The organism is Mucilaginibacter sp., assembly GCF_025359345.1.
GTDB lineage: Bacteria > Bacteroidota > Bacteroidia > Sphingobacteriales > Sphingobacteriaceae > Mucilaginibacter.
Genome location: NZ_JANYGQ010000036.1, coordinates 260,499 through 279,295 on the forward strand (window position 1 = coordinate 260,499; position 18,797 = coordinate 279,295).

The following is an 18,797-nucleotide window of genomic DNA, read 5'->3' on the forward strand; positions in this document are numbered from 1 at the left end:
TTAGAAAATGGAAGTATTAGACATTCTGGACGTAACCGTGATCGAACCGCGGTTTAAGCATCCAAAGATTTTTGACAAGTTCGATTCCCTGTTAGCAGGCGAGGCTTTTATTATTCACAATGACCATGATCCTAAACCTTTGTATTATCAGCTTCTGGCTGAAAGAGGCCAGGTATTCATCTGGGATTATCTGGAAAGCGGCCCGGAAGTATGGCAGGTGAAGATCGCCAAAAAGACCGAAGCGGAAAACACGGAGACCATCGGAGAGATAGTGGCCAAGGATTACCGCAAGGCGCAGGTCTTTAAAAACTTAGGCATTGACTTCTGCTGTGGCGGTAAAAAAACCATCGCTGAAGTTTGCGAGAAAAAGGGGATCAGCCCCGAGGAAGTGGAGCGCCAGCTGGCAGCCGTTACAGGCGAAGCAGCCACCACCAGTGAAAACGATTTTCAAAACTGGGACCTGGGTTTCCTGAGTGACTACATCATCAATACCCACCATCGTTACGTACGCGAGAATACCCAGTTTATTCTGGAGATTGCCCAAAAAGTAGCACGCGTACACGGTGAAAGACACCCGGAACTGATCAAAGTGGCTGAATTATTCGAACGGATCGGAAATGACCTGACTCTGCATATGATCAAAGAAGAAAAAATTCTGTTCCCCTTTATCAAGGAACTGGCGCAGGTTTATAACTCAGGCGGTATGCTCCCCTCTGCAAACTTTGGAAAGATCTCCGTACCGATACAAATCATGGATTCTGAACATGAGCAGGTAGGCGGCGATTTTGAAACCATACGGACAATCACTTCAAATTACCAGTTGCCTGTAGACGCCTGTAGTTCCTATACTATACTTTTCAAGAAATTGGAAGAGTATGAAAACGACCTGCACCGTCACGTACACCTGGAAAGCAATATCCTGTTCCCTAAAGCCATTCAGCTCGAAAAGGAATTATCTTAAAGGATAATTATATATTTAGGTTTGTAAAATCAACAGCACAAAAATGATACTATCCAAATCATGTGAATACGCCATCAGGGCGACGGTTTATGTCGCCCTTAAAAGCAGGAAGAATGAAAAGACGGGGATCATCGAGGTTGCTGAAGCAATTGGCTCGCCCATGCATTTTACAGGCAAGATATTGCAAACGCTGGTGCGCAAGAAAATCCTTTCGTCGGCGAAAGGACCTACCGGCGGTTTTTATGTTGAAAACGGACAGGACCTTTTCCTGATCGACATCGTCAGGGCGATCGATGGCAACGGTCTTTTCACCTCTTGTGTACTTGGATTGGAGAAGTGTTCTGAAACACAGCCCTGCCCGATGCACGATCAGGTCAAACCGATCCGGGATCTGTTAATGGCCGAATTCTGCAAGAAGCCGGTAACCGAACTGGTGGAAGAGTGCCAGCAGCATAAATACTTTTTGAAGTAAAAAAATTTGATTTAATAAAAGACAATAACATCTTTTATTAATATGATTTAAAGTAAATAAAACAAACATAAATCAAGTAAAACTATCATATTATATGATTTAAATCATATAATATACTGGCGGACATCATGTCAGACCTGCTTGTTCACTGGTAGTTTTATCAAAAATTAAAAACAAGAACAATGAAAAATCTAAAAACCTTACTTATTGCGACACTCGTGTCAGGTTTGACCTTTTTATATGCCTGCGGTCCGTCAAACGGTGGCTCAGATACAGATAATAAAGCTGCTGCCACACCTGCCGCAACAGCAAGCGCGGATATTGATCCGGCTGCGAAAAGCGACAGCAAAGGTGTCGGCAAATTTACTGAAGTAAAACTGGCTGCCATTGACCCCGCCATGGCGGATAAAGGGCTGGTTGTGTTCAATGCCAAATGCGCCGCCTGCCACAAAGTGACCGATCAGAAAGTGGTCGGCCCGGGCTTGTTGGGTGTGACCAAAAGACGTACACCCGAATGGATCATGAACCAGGTCACCAATCCGGTTGAAATGGAAGCAAAGGATCCAGTTGGGCAGGCTTTATTAGCAAAACACCTAACTCAAATGACCTTCCAGAATGTAACGGACGATGAAACCCGCCAGATACTGGAGTACCTTAGAAAGAATGATAGTAAATAACATTTAAACACTTACAGATTATGAAATTCTCACCTTATAAATTACTGGCACCCGCCTTAGCTTTATTAGCGGTCGGTACCATTTATGGCTGTAAACCGGGAAAAGCCGGGTCTTCAGTCGATGCCGATGCGGCGCAAAAAGTATATGTAGCCCCGGGGAAGTATGACGAAGTATATGCCTTCTTATCCGGCGGGTTTAGCGGGCAGGTAGCTGCCTACGGGATCCCGTCTGGCCGTTTATTGAAAGTGATACCCGTTTTTTCTCAAAACCCTGAGAATGGTTATGGTTATTCGGAAGAAACCAAACCAATGCTGAATACTTCACACGGATTTGTACCATGGGATGACTCTCACCACCCGGAACTGTCCAAAACAAACGGCGAGGATGATGGCCGCTGGTTATTCATTAACGGAAATAATACGCCACGCATAGCCCGTATCAACCTGGCAACCTTTAAAACAGCAGAAATTTTAGAATTGCCGAACATCGGCGGAAACCACGCTTCTCCGTTTTGTACTGAAAATACGGAATATGTCGTAGGAAATACACGTTTCAGTGAGCCGCTTGATAACAATAGAACTGATAACCCGATCAGCAGCTTTAAGCAAACCTTCAAGGGTGCCGTATCATTCGTTAAAGTGAATAAAGACAACGGTGCGATGAACCTGGCCTTTCAGCTGATCGTTCCAGCGTTCAACTATGACTTGGCACATGCCGGAAAAGGCCCGTCGCATGACTGGATCTTTTTTACCTGCTACAATACTGAACAAGCACATACGCTGTTAGAAGTCAACGCGAGTCAGCGTGACAAGGACTTTATCATGGCCGTGAACTGGAAAAAAGCAGAAGAGATGATCGCGGCAGGAAAGGGAACTAAAATACCGGCGAGGTACGCGCACAATGTTTACAATGAGAATACCCACACCGCTACCTCGGTTATCGAAACAGAAACACAAACCATCGATGTTACCAAATTTCCCGGCCTGGTTTACTATATGCCCTGCCCGAAATCTCCGCATGGTGTAGACGTGACCCCCGACGGATTAAGTATAGTTGCGAGTGGCAAGCTTGCCGCTGTCATCCCGGTTTTCTCCTATCAGAAAATGCTGGATGCTATTGATAAAAAACAATATGACGGCATGGTTGAAGGCAATATTCCGGTATTGAAATATGAAGCAGTACTGCGCGGTGAAGTTAAAAAACCAGGCTTAGGCCCTTTGCATACAGAATTTGACGATAAAGGTTACGCCTATACGACCATGTTCGTTTCTTCAGAAGTGGTTAAATGGAAAGTGGACAACCTGGAAATTATCGACAGGATACCGTCTTATTATTCACCCGGCCACTTATCCATTGTTGGCGGTGATTCCCAAAAGCCATATGGTAAATACCTGCTATCACTTAACAAGATCACCAAAGACAGGTATCTGCCAACAGGTCCGGAACTTGCCCAGGCTTGCCAGCTGATCGATATCACCGGGAACAAAATGAAGCTTTTGCTGGATTTCCCGACTATAGGAGAGCCACACTATGCGCAAATGATCCTCGCCGATAAAATTCTTAAAAACCAGGTAAAATTCTTTAAACTGGAAGAGAACAAAAACGCTTACGTAACCAAGTCCGAAAAAGACACCAAGGTAGTACGAAACGGCAACCGTGTGGATGTTTATATGACGGCTATACGTTCACACCTGGCCCCAGATAACATTGAAGGGATTAAGATCGGGGACGAAGTTTATGTCCATGTAACTAACCTGGAACAGGATTGGGACGTGCCGCACGGTTTCGCGATCAAAGGTGCAAATAACGCAGAACTGCTGGTCATGCCGGGTGAAACCTGTACCCTAAAATGGGTTCCCGGATTAGCTGGCATTGTTCCGTTCTATTGTACTGACTTTTGCTCAGCGCTTCACCAGGAAATGCAGGGTTACTTCAGGGTATCACCAGCAGGTTCCAATGTGCCGATTAAATTCTCTATCGGTGAAAACCCGGTAACTCAATAATTATAAATCAAAGTGTATAGTGTTGGAAAACACTATACACTTTGTTAATCGTCTGATCATGAAAACCCATACAAGAGTGTTGATCTTCATCAGCTCCCTGCTGATGCTGAGTGCCTATTTTCTTCCGTTATGGCATATTTTACTGGACGCACCCCAATACCCCGAAGGCCTGGAAATGAAGATCTGGCTGAACGGGCTATCGGGAAATATTGATCAGATCAACGGCCTGAACCACTATATCGGCATGAAATTTATTTCGGTCGACGACTTTAAAGAATTTAAGATACTTCCTTATGTTTTTGGAGCGCTGACGCTTATCGGTATTGCCGCAGGCATCGCCAAAAGCCGTAAACTTTTATGGACCTGGTTCATTGGCTTAGGCCTGTTCGCCATAGTCGGCTTTAGCGACTTTTATATGTGGGAATATCGCTACGGACACAAACTAAATCCACATGCCGCAATCAAAGTAGAGGGAATGAATTACCAGCCGCCGCTTTTTGGCTATAAGCAACTGCTCAATTTCACTGCCGGTTCGTTACCTGATACCGGTGGGATCTTAGTAGGGTTAGGCGGGGTACTGGCCGCCGTCGCACTTTTTTATAAACCACGAATTTCTCCAAACAAGATCAAATGAAAAGGTTAAATATCATTACAATAGTGCTGTGCTGTCTTTTGACAGCTTGCAGCCATGAGCCTGATCCTATTCGTTATGGCAAAGACGCCTGTGCACATTGTAAAATGACGATCATGGATAAGCGTTTCGCTGCTGAGCTGATTACCGCCAAAGGCAAAGTATTCAAGTTTGACGCGGCAGAATGTATGGCTGGTTTTTTAAAGGAAAACCCCGCCATTGCTGCCGATGCTAAGAGCGTTTTCTTAGTCAATGATTTTACCAATCCAGAACAATTTACAGATGCCCGGAAATCCTTTTTCCTCCGGGATAGTTCGCTGTCCTCTCCTATGGGAGGAAACCTGGCGGCTTTTCTTTCCCGCCGGGCGGCAGAGTCCGCAAAAAAAAACAGGTCAGCGCAGGTCTATGACTGGACACTATTATTAACTAAAAATAAATAATGAGATCGCTAATCGTTAAAATAGGTTTGCTGTTTATGCTGCCGTTTCCGGTATGGGCCCACACGATCATCGTGGCTCCCGGAGCCAAAGTGGCAACGCTCAAACAGGCGGTAACCCTCGCTAAAAATGGCGATACGATACGCGTCGAAAAGGGAACCTATATCTCCCTGAATACGATAGTGGATAAAGAACTGACCATTTTAGGACAGAACCAACCGATCCTGGATGCCCGTTTCCAGGAAGAAGTATTGACGATCACTTCCGGCCATGTGAAACTGGATGGGTTTATTATCGAAAATTCAAAAACTGGTTCTATGCGTGATTTTGCAGGCATAAGGCTAAGTAATGTGGAATTTGTTACCATCAGCAACAATATACTCGTCAATAATTTTTTTGGTATTTATTTGTCGAACTGCAAGCACATCGAGGTATTGCATAATCATATTACCGGCTCCAACAACATCGAGAACTCGGGGAACGGTATTCATTTATGGAAATGTAAGGAAATATTGCTCAACGGCAATTACGTGACCCTGCACCGGGACGGCATCTATTTCGAGTTTGCTAAAAAATGCCTGATCGAGAATAATTTCAGTGAAAAGAATATACGATACGGCCTGCATTTTATGTTCTCGGATGATGATACCTATCGTCACAATACTTTTAAAAATAACGGATCAGGTGTTTCCGTGATGTACACCCGGCGCATCGCCATGCTGGATAACACGTTTATCGAAAACTGGGGCAGTTCTATCTATGGCGTATTGCTGAAAGAGATCACCGATGCGCGGATCGAAGGCAACCATTTTATCCGGAACACCACCGGCATTTATATGGAAAATTCAGATCGCATCACCGTTACCCATAACGATTTTATATCTAATGGCTGGGCCATGCGGGTACTGGCCAGCTGTAACAAGGACTATTTTACCCAAAATAACTATAAAGGAAACTCTTTTGACGTGACCACCAACGGTACTTTAAAAGAGATCTATTTCAACGACAACTATTGGGACAAATACGAAGGCTATGACCTGAATAAGGATGGTACCGGTGACATTCCGTACCGCCCGATAAGCCTTTACGCACAGATCATCGAACAGAACCCGCAGAGCGTCATGCTGATGCGAAGTTTCATCGTCAACCTGATCGACAAGGTAGAACGCGCCATTCCTTCCATTACGCCCGAATCTGTTAAAGACGAAAAACCAAGAATGAAACCATGGAAAAGATAATAGCGGTCAAAGGACTTAAAAAATCATTTGGGCGACTGGAAGTCCTCAAAGATGTCAGCTGCGATTTTGCAAGCGGCGGGGTGGTGTCTATCCTCGGTCCAAATGCTTCAGGAAAAACTACACTTATCAAATCCATCCTCGGGATGGTTATACCGGATGGCGGAGAGATCCTGTTTCAAGGCAGGTCAATTCTGAACACCTTTGATTATAAAAGGAACATCGGGTATATGCCCCAAATAGGTCATTACCCTGATAATATGAAAATCGGCCAGCTTTTTAAAATGGTTATGGATATCCGGCAGCAGGACGCGGTTGACAAAGAACTGCTCAAAGCTTACCAGCTGGAAAGCATGTATCAAAAAACCATGCGCACCTTATCCGGCGGCACATTACAAAAAGTAAGCGCCGCGCTGGCATTTATGTTCAATCCTGATGTACTGATCCTGGATGAACCGTCGGCAGGCCTCGATCCGCTCGCCGCCGAAGCACTGAAAGAAAAAATACTGGAAGAAAAATCTAAAGGCAAGCTGATCCTGGTAACCTCCCATATTCTGAGCGAAGCCGATGAAATATCCGATCATATCCTCTATCTTTTTGAAGGCCAGATCAAATTTTATAAAACCTTAACAGATCTGAAACTGGAGACAGGCGAGCAGAAACTAAGTAAGGCCTTAACACAAATATTGAGTTCACCATCATGCTAAAGATCGCGAAATATATCATTCTCGATATCGTACGCAGCAAGGTATTGCTGGCGTATACGCTTTTATTACTGGCGATCAGCCTGACCATTTTCTTGTCAGATGCGGACGTAACCAAAGGCCTGGTGAGTATTACGACGGTTATCCTGATCATCGTTCCGCTGGTGAGTATCGTTTACGCGACCACCTATTATTTCAATGCGGCTGAGTTTACCGAAATGCTGGTATCGCAGCCCATCAGCAGGCGAAATATCTTACTGGGAAAATTCATCGGGATCAGCAGTTCCATTTTGCTTGCCTTTTTTATTGGCGTATGCATCCCTGTTTGCCTGTTCGCTTTTTCTGCAACCGGTATCACACTCATGATCTCGGGCTGCCTGCTGACATTAAGCTTTATTTCACTGGCTTTCCTGACATCGACTATTACCCGCGATAAAGCCAAGGGCATTGGCCTTGCTTTAATGCTCTGGTTCTATTTCTCGATCATATTCGATGGCCTGGTTTTAATGTTCCTGACCCTTTTTGCCGATTACCCCTTGGAAAAGGCGATGATCGTTTTAACGGCATTAAATCCTATAGACCTTGCCCGAATCCTGATCCTGCTGCAGCTCGACATTTCCGCGTTGATGGGCTATACCGGTGCATTATACCAGGAATTTTTTGGAAGTGGTATCGGGATCGTCTTCTCGCTGTTGATGCAAATGATCTGGATCATTGTACCGCTATTTTTTGCACTTAAAATATTTAAAAAGAAAGACCTATAATGAAAAAATTGACCCTTGTTATTGTGTTTGTCCTCGCTTTTTCTGCACTTCATGCAACAGGCCGCTATCAGCATGAAAAAGCTTCCGAGGAATTAGTGCTGAATAATGGCGCTAAGTGGAAGATCGACCAAGCTACCGGTAATAATGTTGCCCGTCTCCAGCAGATCGTCAAAAAAGTCAACGGCCATAAATTGGCTGATTTTCACCAGGCAGGCACCTCGTTACAGGCAGGTATCGATCAAATGATCAAAGAATGCCGGATGAAAGGCCCGGATCACCTGGCCCTGCATAAATGGCTGGAACCGCTGATGGGGCAAATTTCCCAGCTTAACCAGGCAACTAACGCAGTATCGGCCAAAATCCACTTTAGTGAAGTGAAAAAACGCTTAAATATATTCCATCAATATTTTAAGGTATAAAGATGTTAAAGCAGTTAACGGCATGGCTTTTGATTTTCTCGGTGCTCGCCGTTAACTACTCCCGGCTGTTCGTTTACGCCGGGTTCAAGATGAACCAAAGCTATATCGCCGCCAAACTGTGCGAAAACCGCAATAAACCTTTCCTGCATTGCAACGGTAAATGTTACCTGATGAAAAAGATAAAGCAAGCGGAAGACAAACAAAACAATGCCGAAAGTCAGGCGCAGAAAAGCCTGTTCCAGGATGGTTATATCGTCAACACTTTCTTTCACAACAGCACCTTATGGAGTGTGGGTATCGGAAACGCGTTCCCGTTTGCAGAAAACTGCGGCAAGCTTCCCGGTGCCTTTCTCCCCATATTTCGCCCGCCCCAGTTGAGTTGATCTTTAATTAAGTCTAACAATCGAGGAGGAGCTTTTTGGCACCTCTAATGGATAATTTATGTACCGGCCGTTTCTTCCGGTCTGAAGAACAATTTTCAACGAGCAGCAAACCGCGTGCGGTTTCACTCAATATATATTCCAATGAACACGCTAAAAAAAATGGCGTTGCTTATGATAATCACCGTTTTAGGGATGCAATGGGCAAACGCACAATATATTTACAAAGGTCATATCGCCGACAATACCACTAAACAGCCGCTGGAATGTGCCTGTATCCGCGCCAATGGCAAGTTATGCTGCACCAATAAAACCGGGGACTTTCAGCTTTCGCTCTCGTCAGATACAGCGACCTTAACGATCACTTACATCGGTTATTCGACAAAAATTCTCCCGGTACGCAGTTCGGCTGTGCCGGTGTGCATTGTGATGGATAACGGGCAGGTTGACCTGAAAGAGGTGGTGATCGCCCCCTCGCTGATGTGTAGCCCTTTTCACACGCTGAGCACTTTAGATCTGCGGCTTCGCCCGGTTAATTCTTCACAGGACCTGATGCGCCTGGTTCCCGGCTTGTTGATCGCACAGCATATGGGCGGCGGCAAAGCGGAACAGATATTTGTACGGGGCTTCGATGCGGATCACGGCACCGACCTGAGTGTTTCGGTTGACGGAATGCCCGTGAATATGGTTTCCCACATCCACGGGCAGGGTTATGCCGACCTGCACTTTCTGATCCCTGAAACGGTGAAGAATTTTGATTTCGGCAAGGGCCCGTATTATTCCGCTTATGGCGATCTGGCCACGGCAGGCTATTTAAGCTATACCACCAAAGACGCCATAGACCGGAGCATGATCAGCCTGGAGGGCGGACAATTCCATACCTTCCGTATTGCAGGACTGGTTGACCTATTAGGGAAGCAAGCCGCTCAAAGCGGAACAACGGCCTATATTGCCGGGGAATATAATTATACCGACGGCGCTTTTAAGCTGCCGGAACATTATAAACGGACCAACCTGTTCGGGAAGTACACCCAAAAAATAGGAGCAAATAATAAATTAACCCTAAGCGCTTCAACCTTTAGTACCAGCTGGATCGCTTCCGGAGAAATACCTGAACGGGTAGTTGCGGCTAATACAGTTGCGCTGGATGAACAGGGAAACGCGGTGAGGATAAATGCCGCTCCGGTAACCATTAACAGGTTTGCAGCAATTGACAGCGCCCAGGGGGGTAAGTCAACAAGGATCAATGCGATCGCGCGTTTAACTACTGATCTGAAAAACAACTGGTCCATGGAAAATCAGTTATACTACACTCAATATACTTTTGCATTGCATGTAAATTCCACTTTTTTCGCGGCAGACAGTGTTAACGGAGACGAACGCCAGCAAGCGGAAAGCCGGGATATGTTTGGATATACCGGCAAAATTACGAAGCGAAAATACTGGGGCAATAACCTGCTGACTTCCATCATTGGAATAAGCACCCGCTTTGACCGCACCTACGGTTCTTCATACGATCATGTTACAGAACAATACCAGTTTTTGAATAATATTACCCAGGGAGATATCAGACAAAATAACACGGCTGCTTACCTGGACGAAACATTAGAAAGCGGGAAGTGGCAATTCAATGCCGGTGCGCGGCTGGACTACTTTAAATTCAATTACCATGATTCCACAAAAAACAGTTTGGTCTTGAGCCCAAAACTGAACGTCCAGTATACCGCTAACGAACAGGTACAGTTTTATCTGAAAGCGGGTAAAGGGTTTCATTCCAATAACGCGATCGCTGTCATCGCCAATAACGGCCTGGAAACTATCCCGTCAGCCTATGGTGCAGACCTTGGGCTGAACTGGAAACCAATACCGCGCCTATTCATCAACGCAGCAGTCTGGTACTTATACCTGTCGCAGGAGTTTGTTTACACCGATGATGGTGATATTGCACCTGGCGGCAAAACCAAACGTTCGGGCATTGATATTTCTGCCCGGTACCAGCTGGCCAAATGGTTTTTTGCCGACCTGAACGTCAACTTGGCCCGTCCAAGGTACGCCGATAGTATAAAAAGCACCGGCTACCTCGCGCTTGCGCCTACGTTGACCAGCACTGGGGGGCTGGATTTTAAACTAAATAACGGGATCAACGGCGGGTTGAGCTACCGGTATATGCACGATCGCCCCGGAAATAACACGAATACCTTGATAGCCGACGGATATTTTGTTACCGACCTGAAGATCAATTACAGTCAAAAGCGTTATGAGGTTGGACTCACGGTAGAAAATCTGTTTAACAGGCAGTGGAACGAATATGCCGTGGAACAGGTCAGCCGGCTGAAAGGTGAAGCTGCGCCGGTTGACCAGATGAGTTTTACACCAGGTACCCCGTTCTTTACGAAACTGCGGGTGGCTTTTTTCTTTTGACAAATTATCCTATCATTACCAACCGAATATAAACGAAAGTCCATGAATAAGCCCCAGAAAGGATGTAACCTCGAAAAATGTTTCCTATGCAGCAACACGGTGCCGGAATGGCGCGAAACCATCAACCTCCATAAACAAAACCTGAAATTCAAAAAAGGAGAGGTGATTTTCAGCGAAGGGCAACCCGTAACGGGCATTTATTTCGTTTATTCCGGCACAGCAAAAGTTCACAAGAAATGGGGCGATGACAAAGAACTGATTATCAGGTTTGCTGCTGACGGCTCCATACTGGGTCACCGTGGCCTGGGCAGCAAAATGGTTTACGGTGTTTCCGCCACCGCTGTGGTGCCGCTGGTCGTTTGTTTTGTGGATATCAAGTTCTTTGAAGCGTCGCTGAAAACTAATAGCGATCTAAGCTATAAACTCATGGTGCTGTTTGCAGAAGAGTTGGACATCTCTGAGCGAAAAATGCGCGATCTGGCGCATATGCCGGTAAAAGGGCGCGTAGCACAGTCCCTGCTTTCGGTGGAAGAACAGTTTGGAAAAGACTCGAATGGATACATCAATTTGACACTATCGAGGCATGATCTTGCTGCATATTCAGCATCTACATATGAAACGGTGTTCCGCGTTATCATGGACCTGATAAAAGAAAATATCGTTATCGTGACCGGTAAGCAGATCAAGGTCAATGACCGCCAAAAACTGGCTGGACTTACGATGGGTACCTGATGGCCGATAGATCCATTTAACGAATGCCGTTTAATTTTTTCTGGGAAATTGAAGAATAATCTGGCGTCGAGAGCCCCATGCAGGCATAAAATCGACCGGCAGCGAACAGGCGTAAAAATGATCTTCGGCAACGATTGGGGTGATGCAACTATTTATAGACTGTAAAAAGGACGTTAATTAAACCTAATTATTTCGGAAGAAAGTTTTCGAAAAATTATTATATAATATTTGCGCTTTTGTTAGAAAAGACTATCAAAATATCGATATTTGTATTATAAAATTTGCAATTAATCTGTATCAAAAAAGCGGTGAGTAATTCGGTGAGTGCCCAATTTAAGCCACTGTAAAATATTGAAAGTCAAGACGTTAAGAGTACAAGGTTATTCTCGTCGGGACCACAGATAAAAGTAGTAAAGACAGCTAAAAGCCTGCAAATCAAATATTTGCGGGCTTTGTTTTTTTGAAAAGGTGAGTAAAATTCCGACTTTTCCTGTATAAAAGGTGAGTAATACGGGAGTTCTTTTCAAAAAACACAATGTACTCACCAGAATTGACATAAGTTACTGTCAATCAAGATGTTTCATAGTGAAACATCTTGATTTGAGCGGGTTGCAAACATAGTTTTGTCACCCTTAAAAAAGTAATATTATGAGTACCAATTTCAATCTGTTCTTCTACCTGAAAGAACCAAAACGTTACAAATCCGGCCCCGTTCCTGTTTATTTGAGAATTACCATTGACTGCCAGCGATCCGAAATTGCTGTTGGAAGAGAAATGGAACCCGGTCTTTGGGATCTCGAAAAAAGACGGGCGAAAGGCACAAAGGAAGCCGCCAAACAGCTAAACCATCATTTGGACACCATTCGGTCAAAAATAATGGATATCCATACTGGCATGATTGCGACCGGTGACGAGATAACCGCCAGGAATGTAAAGGATGCCTATTTAGGTATTAATGCCCAATCAAGAAAACTGCTGGAAATCTTCCGGGAGCATAACACGGAAATGGAGAGCCTGATTGGCAACGGCTTTTCAGATAACACACTCAGGACTTTCAAAAGTTCGCTAAAACATTTGACGGAGTTTTTGGAGGTTAAATACGGGCTTGAAGATATTAGTATCCGAAAAGTTGATCAGCCGTTTATCAAAAACTACGATACATTCCTGCGGACAAAGCATTATAAGTGCACCCCTATTTCAGCTGATAAGTATGTCAAGCATTTAAAGAAAATCATCTTGTTAAGCTTAGGAAACCGGTGGATAACAGAAAACCCATTTCAGCATTATAAATCAACCGCAAAGCCCACCCCAAGGACATTTTTAACAAGAGATGAAGTAGCTGTTATCAAGAATAAGGAATTCGCTGTAGCGCGTCTAACCCTAGTCAGGGACATTTTTATATTTTGTTGTTATACCGGACTTGCTTACATCGATGTTCAAAAGCTAAAGCCTACCGAAATAGGGATCGGTGATGACGGAAAGAAATGGATTTTTACCAGCCGTCATAAAACTAATACACCTGTTCATCTTCCATTACTTCCTGAAGCGGAATTTATTATCGAACAATATAAGCATCACCCATTGTGTGTTGCTAAATCGACTGTTTTGCCTGTATTTACCAATCAACGCATGAACAGTTATTTAAAGGAAATCGCTGACTTGTGTGGAATTAAAAAGTGGCTGACCTTTCACTTGGCCAGGCATACTTTTGCCACTACCGTCAGGCGAAAGTGTTCTTGGTAGTTTAACTAATGGACTGAAGGTATTGGTAGAAGATAATGTTGCCAAATTACTCGACCGCAGCGCATTTGCCGGAAGCGTTGCAACTGCTGATCAGCTTGTTAAAAATATGATCCGGTTGGCCGATGTTCCATTAATAGATGCTGTTAAAATGATGACTGCTACGCCCGCTGTCATTATGAGAATTGACTCTAAAAAAGGATCACTAGTTGAAGGAAAGGATGCGGACCTAGTTATTTTTGATAACAACGTCAATATTCTTCAAACGATTATCGGAGGAAAAGTCGTGTATAGTTCAGCGAATCATCATAACAAATAATATTATGCTATACAATGAATTATATGTGGAAAACCTTAAAGTCCAGGTTTTCGGCGATAGAAAGTCTTTAGGACTTGAAGCTGCTCAACTTGTAGGTAACAAAATCAAAAAGCTGTTAAATAACAAAGATGAAATTAATATCATTTTTGCCGCGGCTCCGTCTCAAAATGAATTTCTTGAGGAGTTTGTAAAAGATGATACGATACCTTGGGAATCGATCAACGCTTTTCATATGGACGAATATTTGGGACTGCCTGACGGAGCGCTTCAAACATTTGGTCATTTTTTAACGTCGAGGCTGTTTGATAAGCGTCCGTTCAAATCCGTAAATCTCCTCAATGGCGCTGCCCAGGATTTTAATGAAGAATGCGTTAGATATGCTAAATTACTGCTGAAATTTCCTGCCGATATTGTTTGTTTGGGTATTGGAGAAAACACGCATATCGCTTTCAATGATCCCGGACAGGCCGATTTTAATGACAGGGAATTAGTCAAGGTAGTTCAATTGGATACAGCCTGCCGGCAACAACAGGTGAACGATAAATGTTTTCGGCAAATCAGTGACGTGCCGGAATTCGCTATTACACTAACTATTCCTGCTTTGACCTCGGCCCAGTTCATTTCCTGCGTCGTCCCGGGCAGGCTGAAAGCTACTGCCGTGTGTCATACCTTGCGTCAACCTGTTTCCGCTGCCTATCCCTCAACCATCCTGAGAGAAAAACATGGAGCTGTTCTTTTGTTGGACAAAGATGGCTTTTCAGCATATAATTCCTAACATGGTTAAAGTCATCATACGTTCGTCTATCTGTTTGGCTCTCATATTGGGAACCTTGAATAGTTTCGCATACCACTCAACGATGCAATCAAATGATTCGTCCGAAGTTCGAGGCTTTCACATAGATCTGAGAATACAGCCCATGAAAATGCCGGTGCTAAAAACCTTCGTGGGGCAGCTTGCAGCCAATGGTATTAATACGATCCTGATGGAATGGGAGGGGACTTATCCTTATGCCGAAGAACCCGTGATCAGTAACCGATATGTATATTCCCGCAAACAAATTGTCGACTTTATCAGCTACTGTCACCGACTTAAACTTGACGTTATCCCACTCCAGCAAAGTTTTGGACATCTCGAATATGTTTTAAGACATTACAAATATGCTGGAATAAGGGAAGACGCTACAGACTTTTCCCAAGTCTGTCCCAGCAAACGGGAACAGGATAAAAGGCTTTTTACACGGCTTTACAAAGATATGATCCTGACCCATAACTCCCCATATATCCATATTGGTGGAGACGAAACTCATTTACTGGGTCATTGCGAAATATGCCAGCGAGAGGCAGAAGAAGTTGGATTGTCAAGGGTCTACTTTGATTACATCAAAATGCTTTGCGATATCGTGGTGAGCTTGGGGAAAAGGCCATTGGTATGGGCAGATATGGCTTTAAAGTACCCCGAATATATCCATGAGCTTCCGAAACAAACCATTTTCGTAGACTGGAATTACGGATGGAGTGAGAACAAATTCGGCGATCATGAAAAGCTCATCAACAGCGGCTATGAGATATGGGGCGCCCCGGCTATACGAAGTGATCCGGACGATTATTATCTGACCGACTGGTACAGGCATTTTAAAAATATCAAAGATTTTGTTCCGGAATGCAGGTTAATGGGATATGAAGGGATCATCATGACCTCCTGGTCGACATCCGGTGTTTACTCACCAATTTTTAATGCTGATAACGACTTGGCCGATCTGTACCCGGTCCGTCACGTTTATCCCATCAGTGGTTTCGAACTACTGGCCAGCGCATTTATGACCTCTTTAAAAGATACAAGTGCACTGGTTATTGATGATTTTATCAATTCGTATTGCCGGAAAACATACGACTTCAACGCAGAACAAGCCATTATTTTCAAGAAAGCCCTATTCAAAACACCATACAAAGTTGTGCAGGGAAAGGTGTTGTCTCCTGTAGGTATGACTATTGGACAGCTTATTGATAGCGCGACATGGTCGGCTAATATCCTACGGTCAATAATACCAAAAAAAGGAAAAAAAGGGTTTCAACACTACGTTTTAATGGCGGATATCCGAGTCTTTTACTTAAAGGTTACGGCTATTCGCTGTCATGGCGGGAAGGATCATAGCTACAGGTTATGATCGTTTTTTGGGAGTCTTTGTCCAGTTGGGTAATGGGGATTTTCAGATCACCTATGGCCATCTGTCGCAGGTGTTTGTGTTGCCGGCAGATTCTGTGGAGGCTGGTTGCCCTCTGGGGGTAAGTGGCCGTAGCTTCCGTGAAGATGGCAGCCGGTTTACGCAGGCTACCGATGGAGGTTTATGCTGAAGGTACAGATGAGATTTCGGTTAGCTTCCGTTCACGGATTTTCTCTTTCAGCCAGGATAACTTTAGCCTGCATGCTTTTGAAAAAGCCGCCAAATTTCGTTTTGGCATTCGCTGCGATCTGCCCAAAGACCACCTCACTTTTTTTGACGGATTAAAGGCGGATGCCTTTTTAAACTTTTAATTTTTCTTTATGGAACCAAATGAAACTATTCAGTTAAGGCCTGCCGGCATTTTTGCCTTTATCAAGATATTTCCGCTGATACTGTGCGCTGTTGGATTTTTGCTTTTCGCATGGCGCTTTTTTCCTTTCCTGATAGGACTGAGCATGATCAGCACCGTGCTGGCCTTTTATCGTTTTGTCTATATCCGGAATATACGGTATGAGGTCAGTCCTGAAATTATCCGTATTACCCGTGGTATATTTTTTAAACGGGTCGATCAGGTCGAGCTGTTTCGCGTGAAGGACTATGTTTTAACGCAGCCATTTTTATTACAGCTATTCCGTTTAATGGACCTGGAACTGAAAAGTACAGACCCGGTAAACCCGGTGATCTGGTTGCGGGGCATACCTTATTCTGATCTGGTGGACACAATCCGCGCACATGTACAAGAGGCCCGGCAGCATAACAGAATTTATGAGCTAAACTAATGCAAAGGAATAGTTTTAGTTAAAAAAATCAGTCAAAAGTAGCGGTAGTTAAGCAACTTGTTTGATTCATTCGAATGTTGGTGTATCACGATGATCCGACAGCCATATATTTGTATAATGGTAGTTATCGTCAAAACTTGTGTAATTTCCTGATGAGTTTTTTCTCCCATAGCACTTGCCGTCTACAATATCATACGAATATAAAGTAGCATGCCCACTGCAACTATTTAATTGAATATTCCTCCATTGTGTTATCGTTAATGGCATTGCTGCGACAGAAGGATCAATAACATATTGTTCATTAATTCCCGTAGTAGAAACGACCGTAACAACGGGCGCGACATGCCATCCCCAGGTTACACAATGATTGTATGCCGCTACAGCAAGGCTTCCATAATTAAAGATTTTTTGACAGGTAACATTAAACTGGCTTTGCATTACTTCTCGCATTTTATGTGCCCGCGCAAAACAACCATCCCAAACATATTGAAATGTGATACAATAGTCAATATTGAGGGGGTTTAATGTGCAAGCCTCATTAGCGAGGTAAGTGAAAATCTGAGCAAGTTCCGCTTCTGTGATAACTGGTTTTAACGTCGATGGCTCAAAGGAATATTGCCTGCTGTCCCTGAACCAATTATTAGCAACCCCGTCATAAGGTCTGACATTGTATATTAATCCGTTTTTAACTGACATCAAAACTTGTTCGCCGCTATGTAAACTTTGGGTTAAGAGATCGAGATAGGCTTGAGCATGTTCAATGGTCATCTCCAGTTTTAATAAGGCAGAATGATCCCAAAAGGTTACGTGCACAAAATTGTCTTCCATTTTACGGATGGATTCAACGATAGCCCCGGCAGATTGCAACACTTCGATTTTTTTATCTGCAGCTTCCCCGATTAATAAGCAAACCGATTCTTCTTTCTTAACAGCAGAACTTAAGCGGACAGCAAATAGTTCATTTCTTAAAAAGGAATAATCTGAAAATGTTATTTGCCTTGTGTCGAGTTGGATTTGACCATCTTTAATGATTGGTTTTACGATTATTATTTGCATGGTTTTTTAATTTAATTAGAATTGATAAATTTTAAGGCTTTACAATGTCAAGGGATATGACGATTCCCTGCCAAAGCTTATTTTGATACACCCAATACTTATGACCGTCACCTAATACGTTGTCAAGTCCGACGGCATAGCCAAAGTTGATATTATTGATGCCAAATAACACAAAAGTCCCATAAGTAAAAGTCGCTGAAGTACGGTCTACGGGTAAGCCTGGCGCATTGGTAGCGGCCTTTAAAGCAGTTGAACCTAAATTTAATAGTATTCCGGTGTTGATGCTATAGGTATTCAGCAATTTGCCCATTGTCTTCTTTATGGGATTAAATACGTTATAATTGAATTTAATAGTTGGCGCAAATCCAATATTAACTCCGGTTTCAACCTGGCTTGGGTATTTGCTTCCATCCCCGATCTGGTTTCTGAATTTAAGGGGGATGGTTAAGGCCTGTAAGGCAAATTTTGTATCAAAATAAGTTAATGACCGAAAATACTTGCCTGCAGGTTCAATATCGACTTCAGGGGTGTAAACCACTCCATTAAGTTTCACCTTGTCGGGCAGAGGCCGTGGAAATTTTATAGTCTTGACGGTGTCTTTTATTGTAGGATTTGTTTTGATAACCTGATAAGTGGTTTTGTCATCAATTTTTGATTTAAGCGGCTTTGATAACTGATAAATATAAAGTGAATCTTTTATGGTGCTGTCTATCGTATTGGCAATATGGTTGTCCTTATACCTGAATAAATAATTTCCGGAGGTTAATGTTTTTGTTTCACCACAACTCATGATCAAAAAGCCGGCAAGCGCGAGTAACACAGGGAAAATCCAACATTTAATGGTA

Annotated in this window: 22 protein-coding genes; 20 read left to right on the forward strand and 2 right to left on the reverse strand. The window is 43.7% G+C overall.

Annotated elements, in window-relative coordinates:
* Window positions 1-7: 7 nt before the first annotated feature.
* The 20 genes from ric (at window position 8) to Q0R52_RS26735 (ending at window position 16,896) form a co-directional block, all read left to right on the forward strand.
* Window positions 8-961, forward strand: coding sequence for an iron-sulfur cluster repair di-iron protein (gene ric / locus Q0R52_RS26645; protein ID WP_295801046.1), 954 nt, complete (start codon window positions 8-10; stop codon window positions 959-961).
* A 43-nt stretch (window positions 962-1,004) separates the two neighbouring features.
* Window positions 1,005-1,433: an Rrf2 family transcriptional regulator gene (locus Q0R52_RS26650; RefSeq protein ID WP_295801049.1), complete on the forward strand. Its 429-nt coding sequence runs from the start codon at window positions 1,005-1,007 to the stop codon at window positions 1,431-1,433.
* A gap of 182 nt (window positions 1,434-1,615) precedes the next feature.
* Window positions 1,616-2,110, forward strand: a complete 495-nt coding sequence (locus tag Q0R52_RS26655) for a cytochrome c (protein ID WP_295801052.1) — start codon at window positions 1,616-1,618, stop codon at window positions 2,108-2,110.
* A 20-nt stretch (window positions 2,111-2,130) separates the two neighbouring features.
* Window positions 2,131-4,113, forward strand: a complete 1,983-nt coding sequence (gene nosZ, locus Q0R52_RS26660) for a Sec-dependent nitrous-oxide reductase (RefSeq protein WP_295801055.1) — start codon at window positions 2,131-2,133, stop codon at window positions 4,111-4,113.
* A 58-nt stretch (window positions 4,114-4,171) separates the two neighbouring features.
* On the forward strand, window positions 4,172-4,747 hold the full coding sequence (locus Q0R52_RS26665) for a hypothetical protein (RefSeq protein WP_295801059.1): 576 nt from the start codon (window positions 4,172-4,174) through the stop codon (window positions 4,745-4,747).
* The gene (locus Q0R52_RS26670) at window positions 4,744-5,184 is read left to right on the forward strand and encodes a nitrous oxide reductase accessory protein NosL (protein ID WP_295801061.1); all 441 of its coding nucleotides are present in this window, start codon (window positions 4,744-4,746) and stop codon (window positions 5,182-5,184) included. The genes Q0R52_RS26665 and Q0R52_RS26670 overlap by 4 nt, the downstream gene beginning before the upstream one ends.
* Window positions 5,184-6,419: a nitrous oxide reductase family maturation protein NosD gene (locus Q0R52_RS26675; RefSeq protein WP_295801064.1), complete on the forward strand. Its 1,236-nt coding sequence runs from the start codon at window positions 5,184-5,186 to the stop codon at window positions 6,417-6,419. The genes Q0R52_RS26670 and Q0R52_RS26675 overlap by 1 nt, the downstream gene beginning before the upstream one ends.
* Entirely contained in the window at window positions 6,407-7,123 is a 717-nt protein-coding gene (locus tag Q0R52_RS26680) for an ABC transporter ATP-binding protein (protein WP_295801067.1), read from the forward strand. Before Q0R52_RS26675 ends, Q0R52_RS26680 begins: the two co-directional genes overlap by 13 nt.
* On the forward strand, window positions 7,117-7,884 hold the full coding sequence (locus Q0R52_RS26685; protein ID WP_095702892.1) for an ABC transporter permease subunit: 768 nt from the start codon (window positions 7,117-7,119) through the stop codon (window positions 7,882-7,884). Before Q0R52_RS26680 ends, Q0R52_RS26685 begins: the two co-directional genes overlap by 7 nt.
* The gene (locus tag Q0R52_RS26690; RefSeq protein ID WP_295801071.1) at window positions 7,884-8,303 is read left to right on the forward strand and encodes a hypothetical protein; all 420 of its coding nucleotides are present in this window, start codon (window positions 7,884-7,886) and stop codon (window positions 8,301-8,303) included. Before Q0R52_RS26685 ends, Q0R52_RS26690 begins: the two co-directional genes overlap by 1 nt.
* A 2-nt stretch (window positions 8,304-8,305) precedes the next feature.
* Window positions 8,306-8,686 (forward strand): hypothetical protein, encoded by a 381-nt coding sequence (locus tag Q0R52_RS26695; protein ID WP_295801074.1) that lies wholly within the window; start codon window positions 8,306-8,308, stop codon window positions 8,684-8,686.
* A gap of 141 nt (window positions 8,687-8,827) precedes the next feature.
* Window positions 8,828-11,104: a TonB-dependent receptor gene (locus tag Q0R52_RS26700; protein ID WP_295801077.1), complete on the forward strand. Its 2,277-nt coding sequence runs from the start codon at window positions 8,828-8,830 to the stop codon at window positions 11,102-11,104.
* A 42-nt stretch (window positions 11,105-11,146) separates the two neighbouring features.
* Window positions 11,147-11,836: a Crp/Fnr family transcriptional regulator gene (locus Q0R52_RS26705; protein ID WP_295801079.1), complete on the forward strand. Its 690-nt coding sequence runs from the start codon at window positions 11,147-11,149 to the stop codon at window positions 11,834-11,836.
* Window positions 11,837-12,484: 648 nt separating this feature from the next.
* Entirely contained in the window at window positions 12,485-13,579 is a 1,095-nt protein-coding gene (locus Q0R52_RS26710) for a site-specific integrase (RefSeq protein ID WP_295801082.1), read from the forward strand.
* A 22-nt stretch (window positions 13,580-13,601) separates the two neighbouring features.
* The gene (locus Q0R52_RS26715; protein WP_295801089.1) at window positions 13,602-13,895 is read left to right on the forward strand and encodes an amidohydrolase family protein; all 294 of its coding nucleotides are present in this window, start codon (window positions 13,602-13,604) and stop codon (window positions 13,893-13,895) included.
* 25 nt (window positions 13,896-13,920) lie between these two features.
* Entirely contained in the window at window positions 13,921-14,670 is a 750-nt protein-coding gene (locus Q0R52_RS26720) for a 6-phosphogluconolactonase (protein ID WP_295801091.1), read from the forward strand.
* Between the two features lie 148 nt (window positions 14,671-14,818).
* The gene (locus Q0R52_RS26725) at window positions 14,819-16,060 is read left to right on the forward strand and encodes a family 20 glycosylhydrolase (protein ID WP_295801094.1); all 1,242 of its coding nucleotides are present in this window, start codon (window positions 14,819-14,821) and stop codon (window positions 16,058-16,060) included.
* Complete coding sequence (locus Q0R52_RS29415; protein WP_366520956.1) at window positions 16,029-16,247, forward strand: hypothetical protein; 219 nt, start codon at window positions 16,029-16,031, stop codon at window positions 16,245-16,247. The genes Q0R52_RS26725 and Q0R52_RS29415 overlap by 32 nt, the downstream gene beginning before the upstream one ends.
* Window positions 16,204-16,428 carry a hypothetical protein gene (locus Q0R52_RS26730; RefSeq protein WP_295801097.1) on the forward strand — a complete coding sequence of 75 codons (225 nt, stop codon included), beginning with the start codon at window positions 16,204-16,206 and terminating at the stop codon, window positions 16,426-16,428. Before Q0R52_RS29415 ends, Q0R52_RS26730 begins: the two co-directional genes overlap by 44 nt.
* Window positions 16,429-16,437: 9 nt before the next feature.
* Window positions 16,438-16,896, forward strand: coding sequence for a PH domain-containing protein (locus Q0R52_RS26735; protein ID WP_295801099.1), 459 nt, complete (start codon window positions 16,438-16,440; stop codon window positions 16,894-16,896).
* 66 nt (window positions 16,897-16,962) lie between these two features.
* On the opposite strand, the gene Q0R52_RS26740 is transcribed toward Q0R52_RS26735, so the two are convergent.
* Both Q0R52_RS26740 and Q0R52_RS26745 read right to left on the reverse strand, forming a co-directional pair.
* Window positions 16,963-17,952: a protein-glutamine glutaminase family protein gene (locus Q0R52_RS26740; protein ID WP_295801101.1), complete on the reverse strand. Its 990-nt coding sequence runs from the start codon at window positions 17,950-17,952 to the stop codon at window positions 16,963-16,965.
* Window positions 17,953-17,983: 31 nt separating this feature from the next.
* Complete coding sequence (locus Q0R52_RS26745) at window positions 17,984-18,772, reverse strand: hypothetical protein (RefSeq protein WP_295801105.1); 789 nt, start codon at window positions 18,770-18,772, stop codon at window positions 17,984-17,986.
* Between the last annotated feature and the right edge of the window lie 25 nt (window positions 18,773-18,797).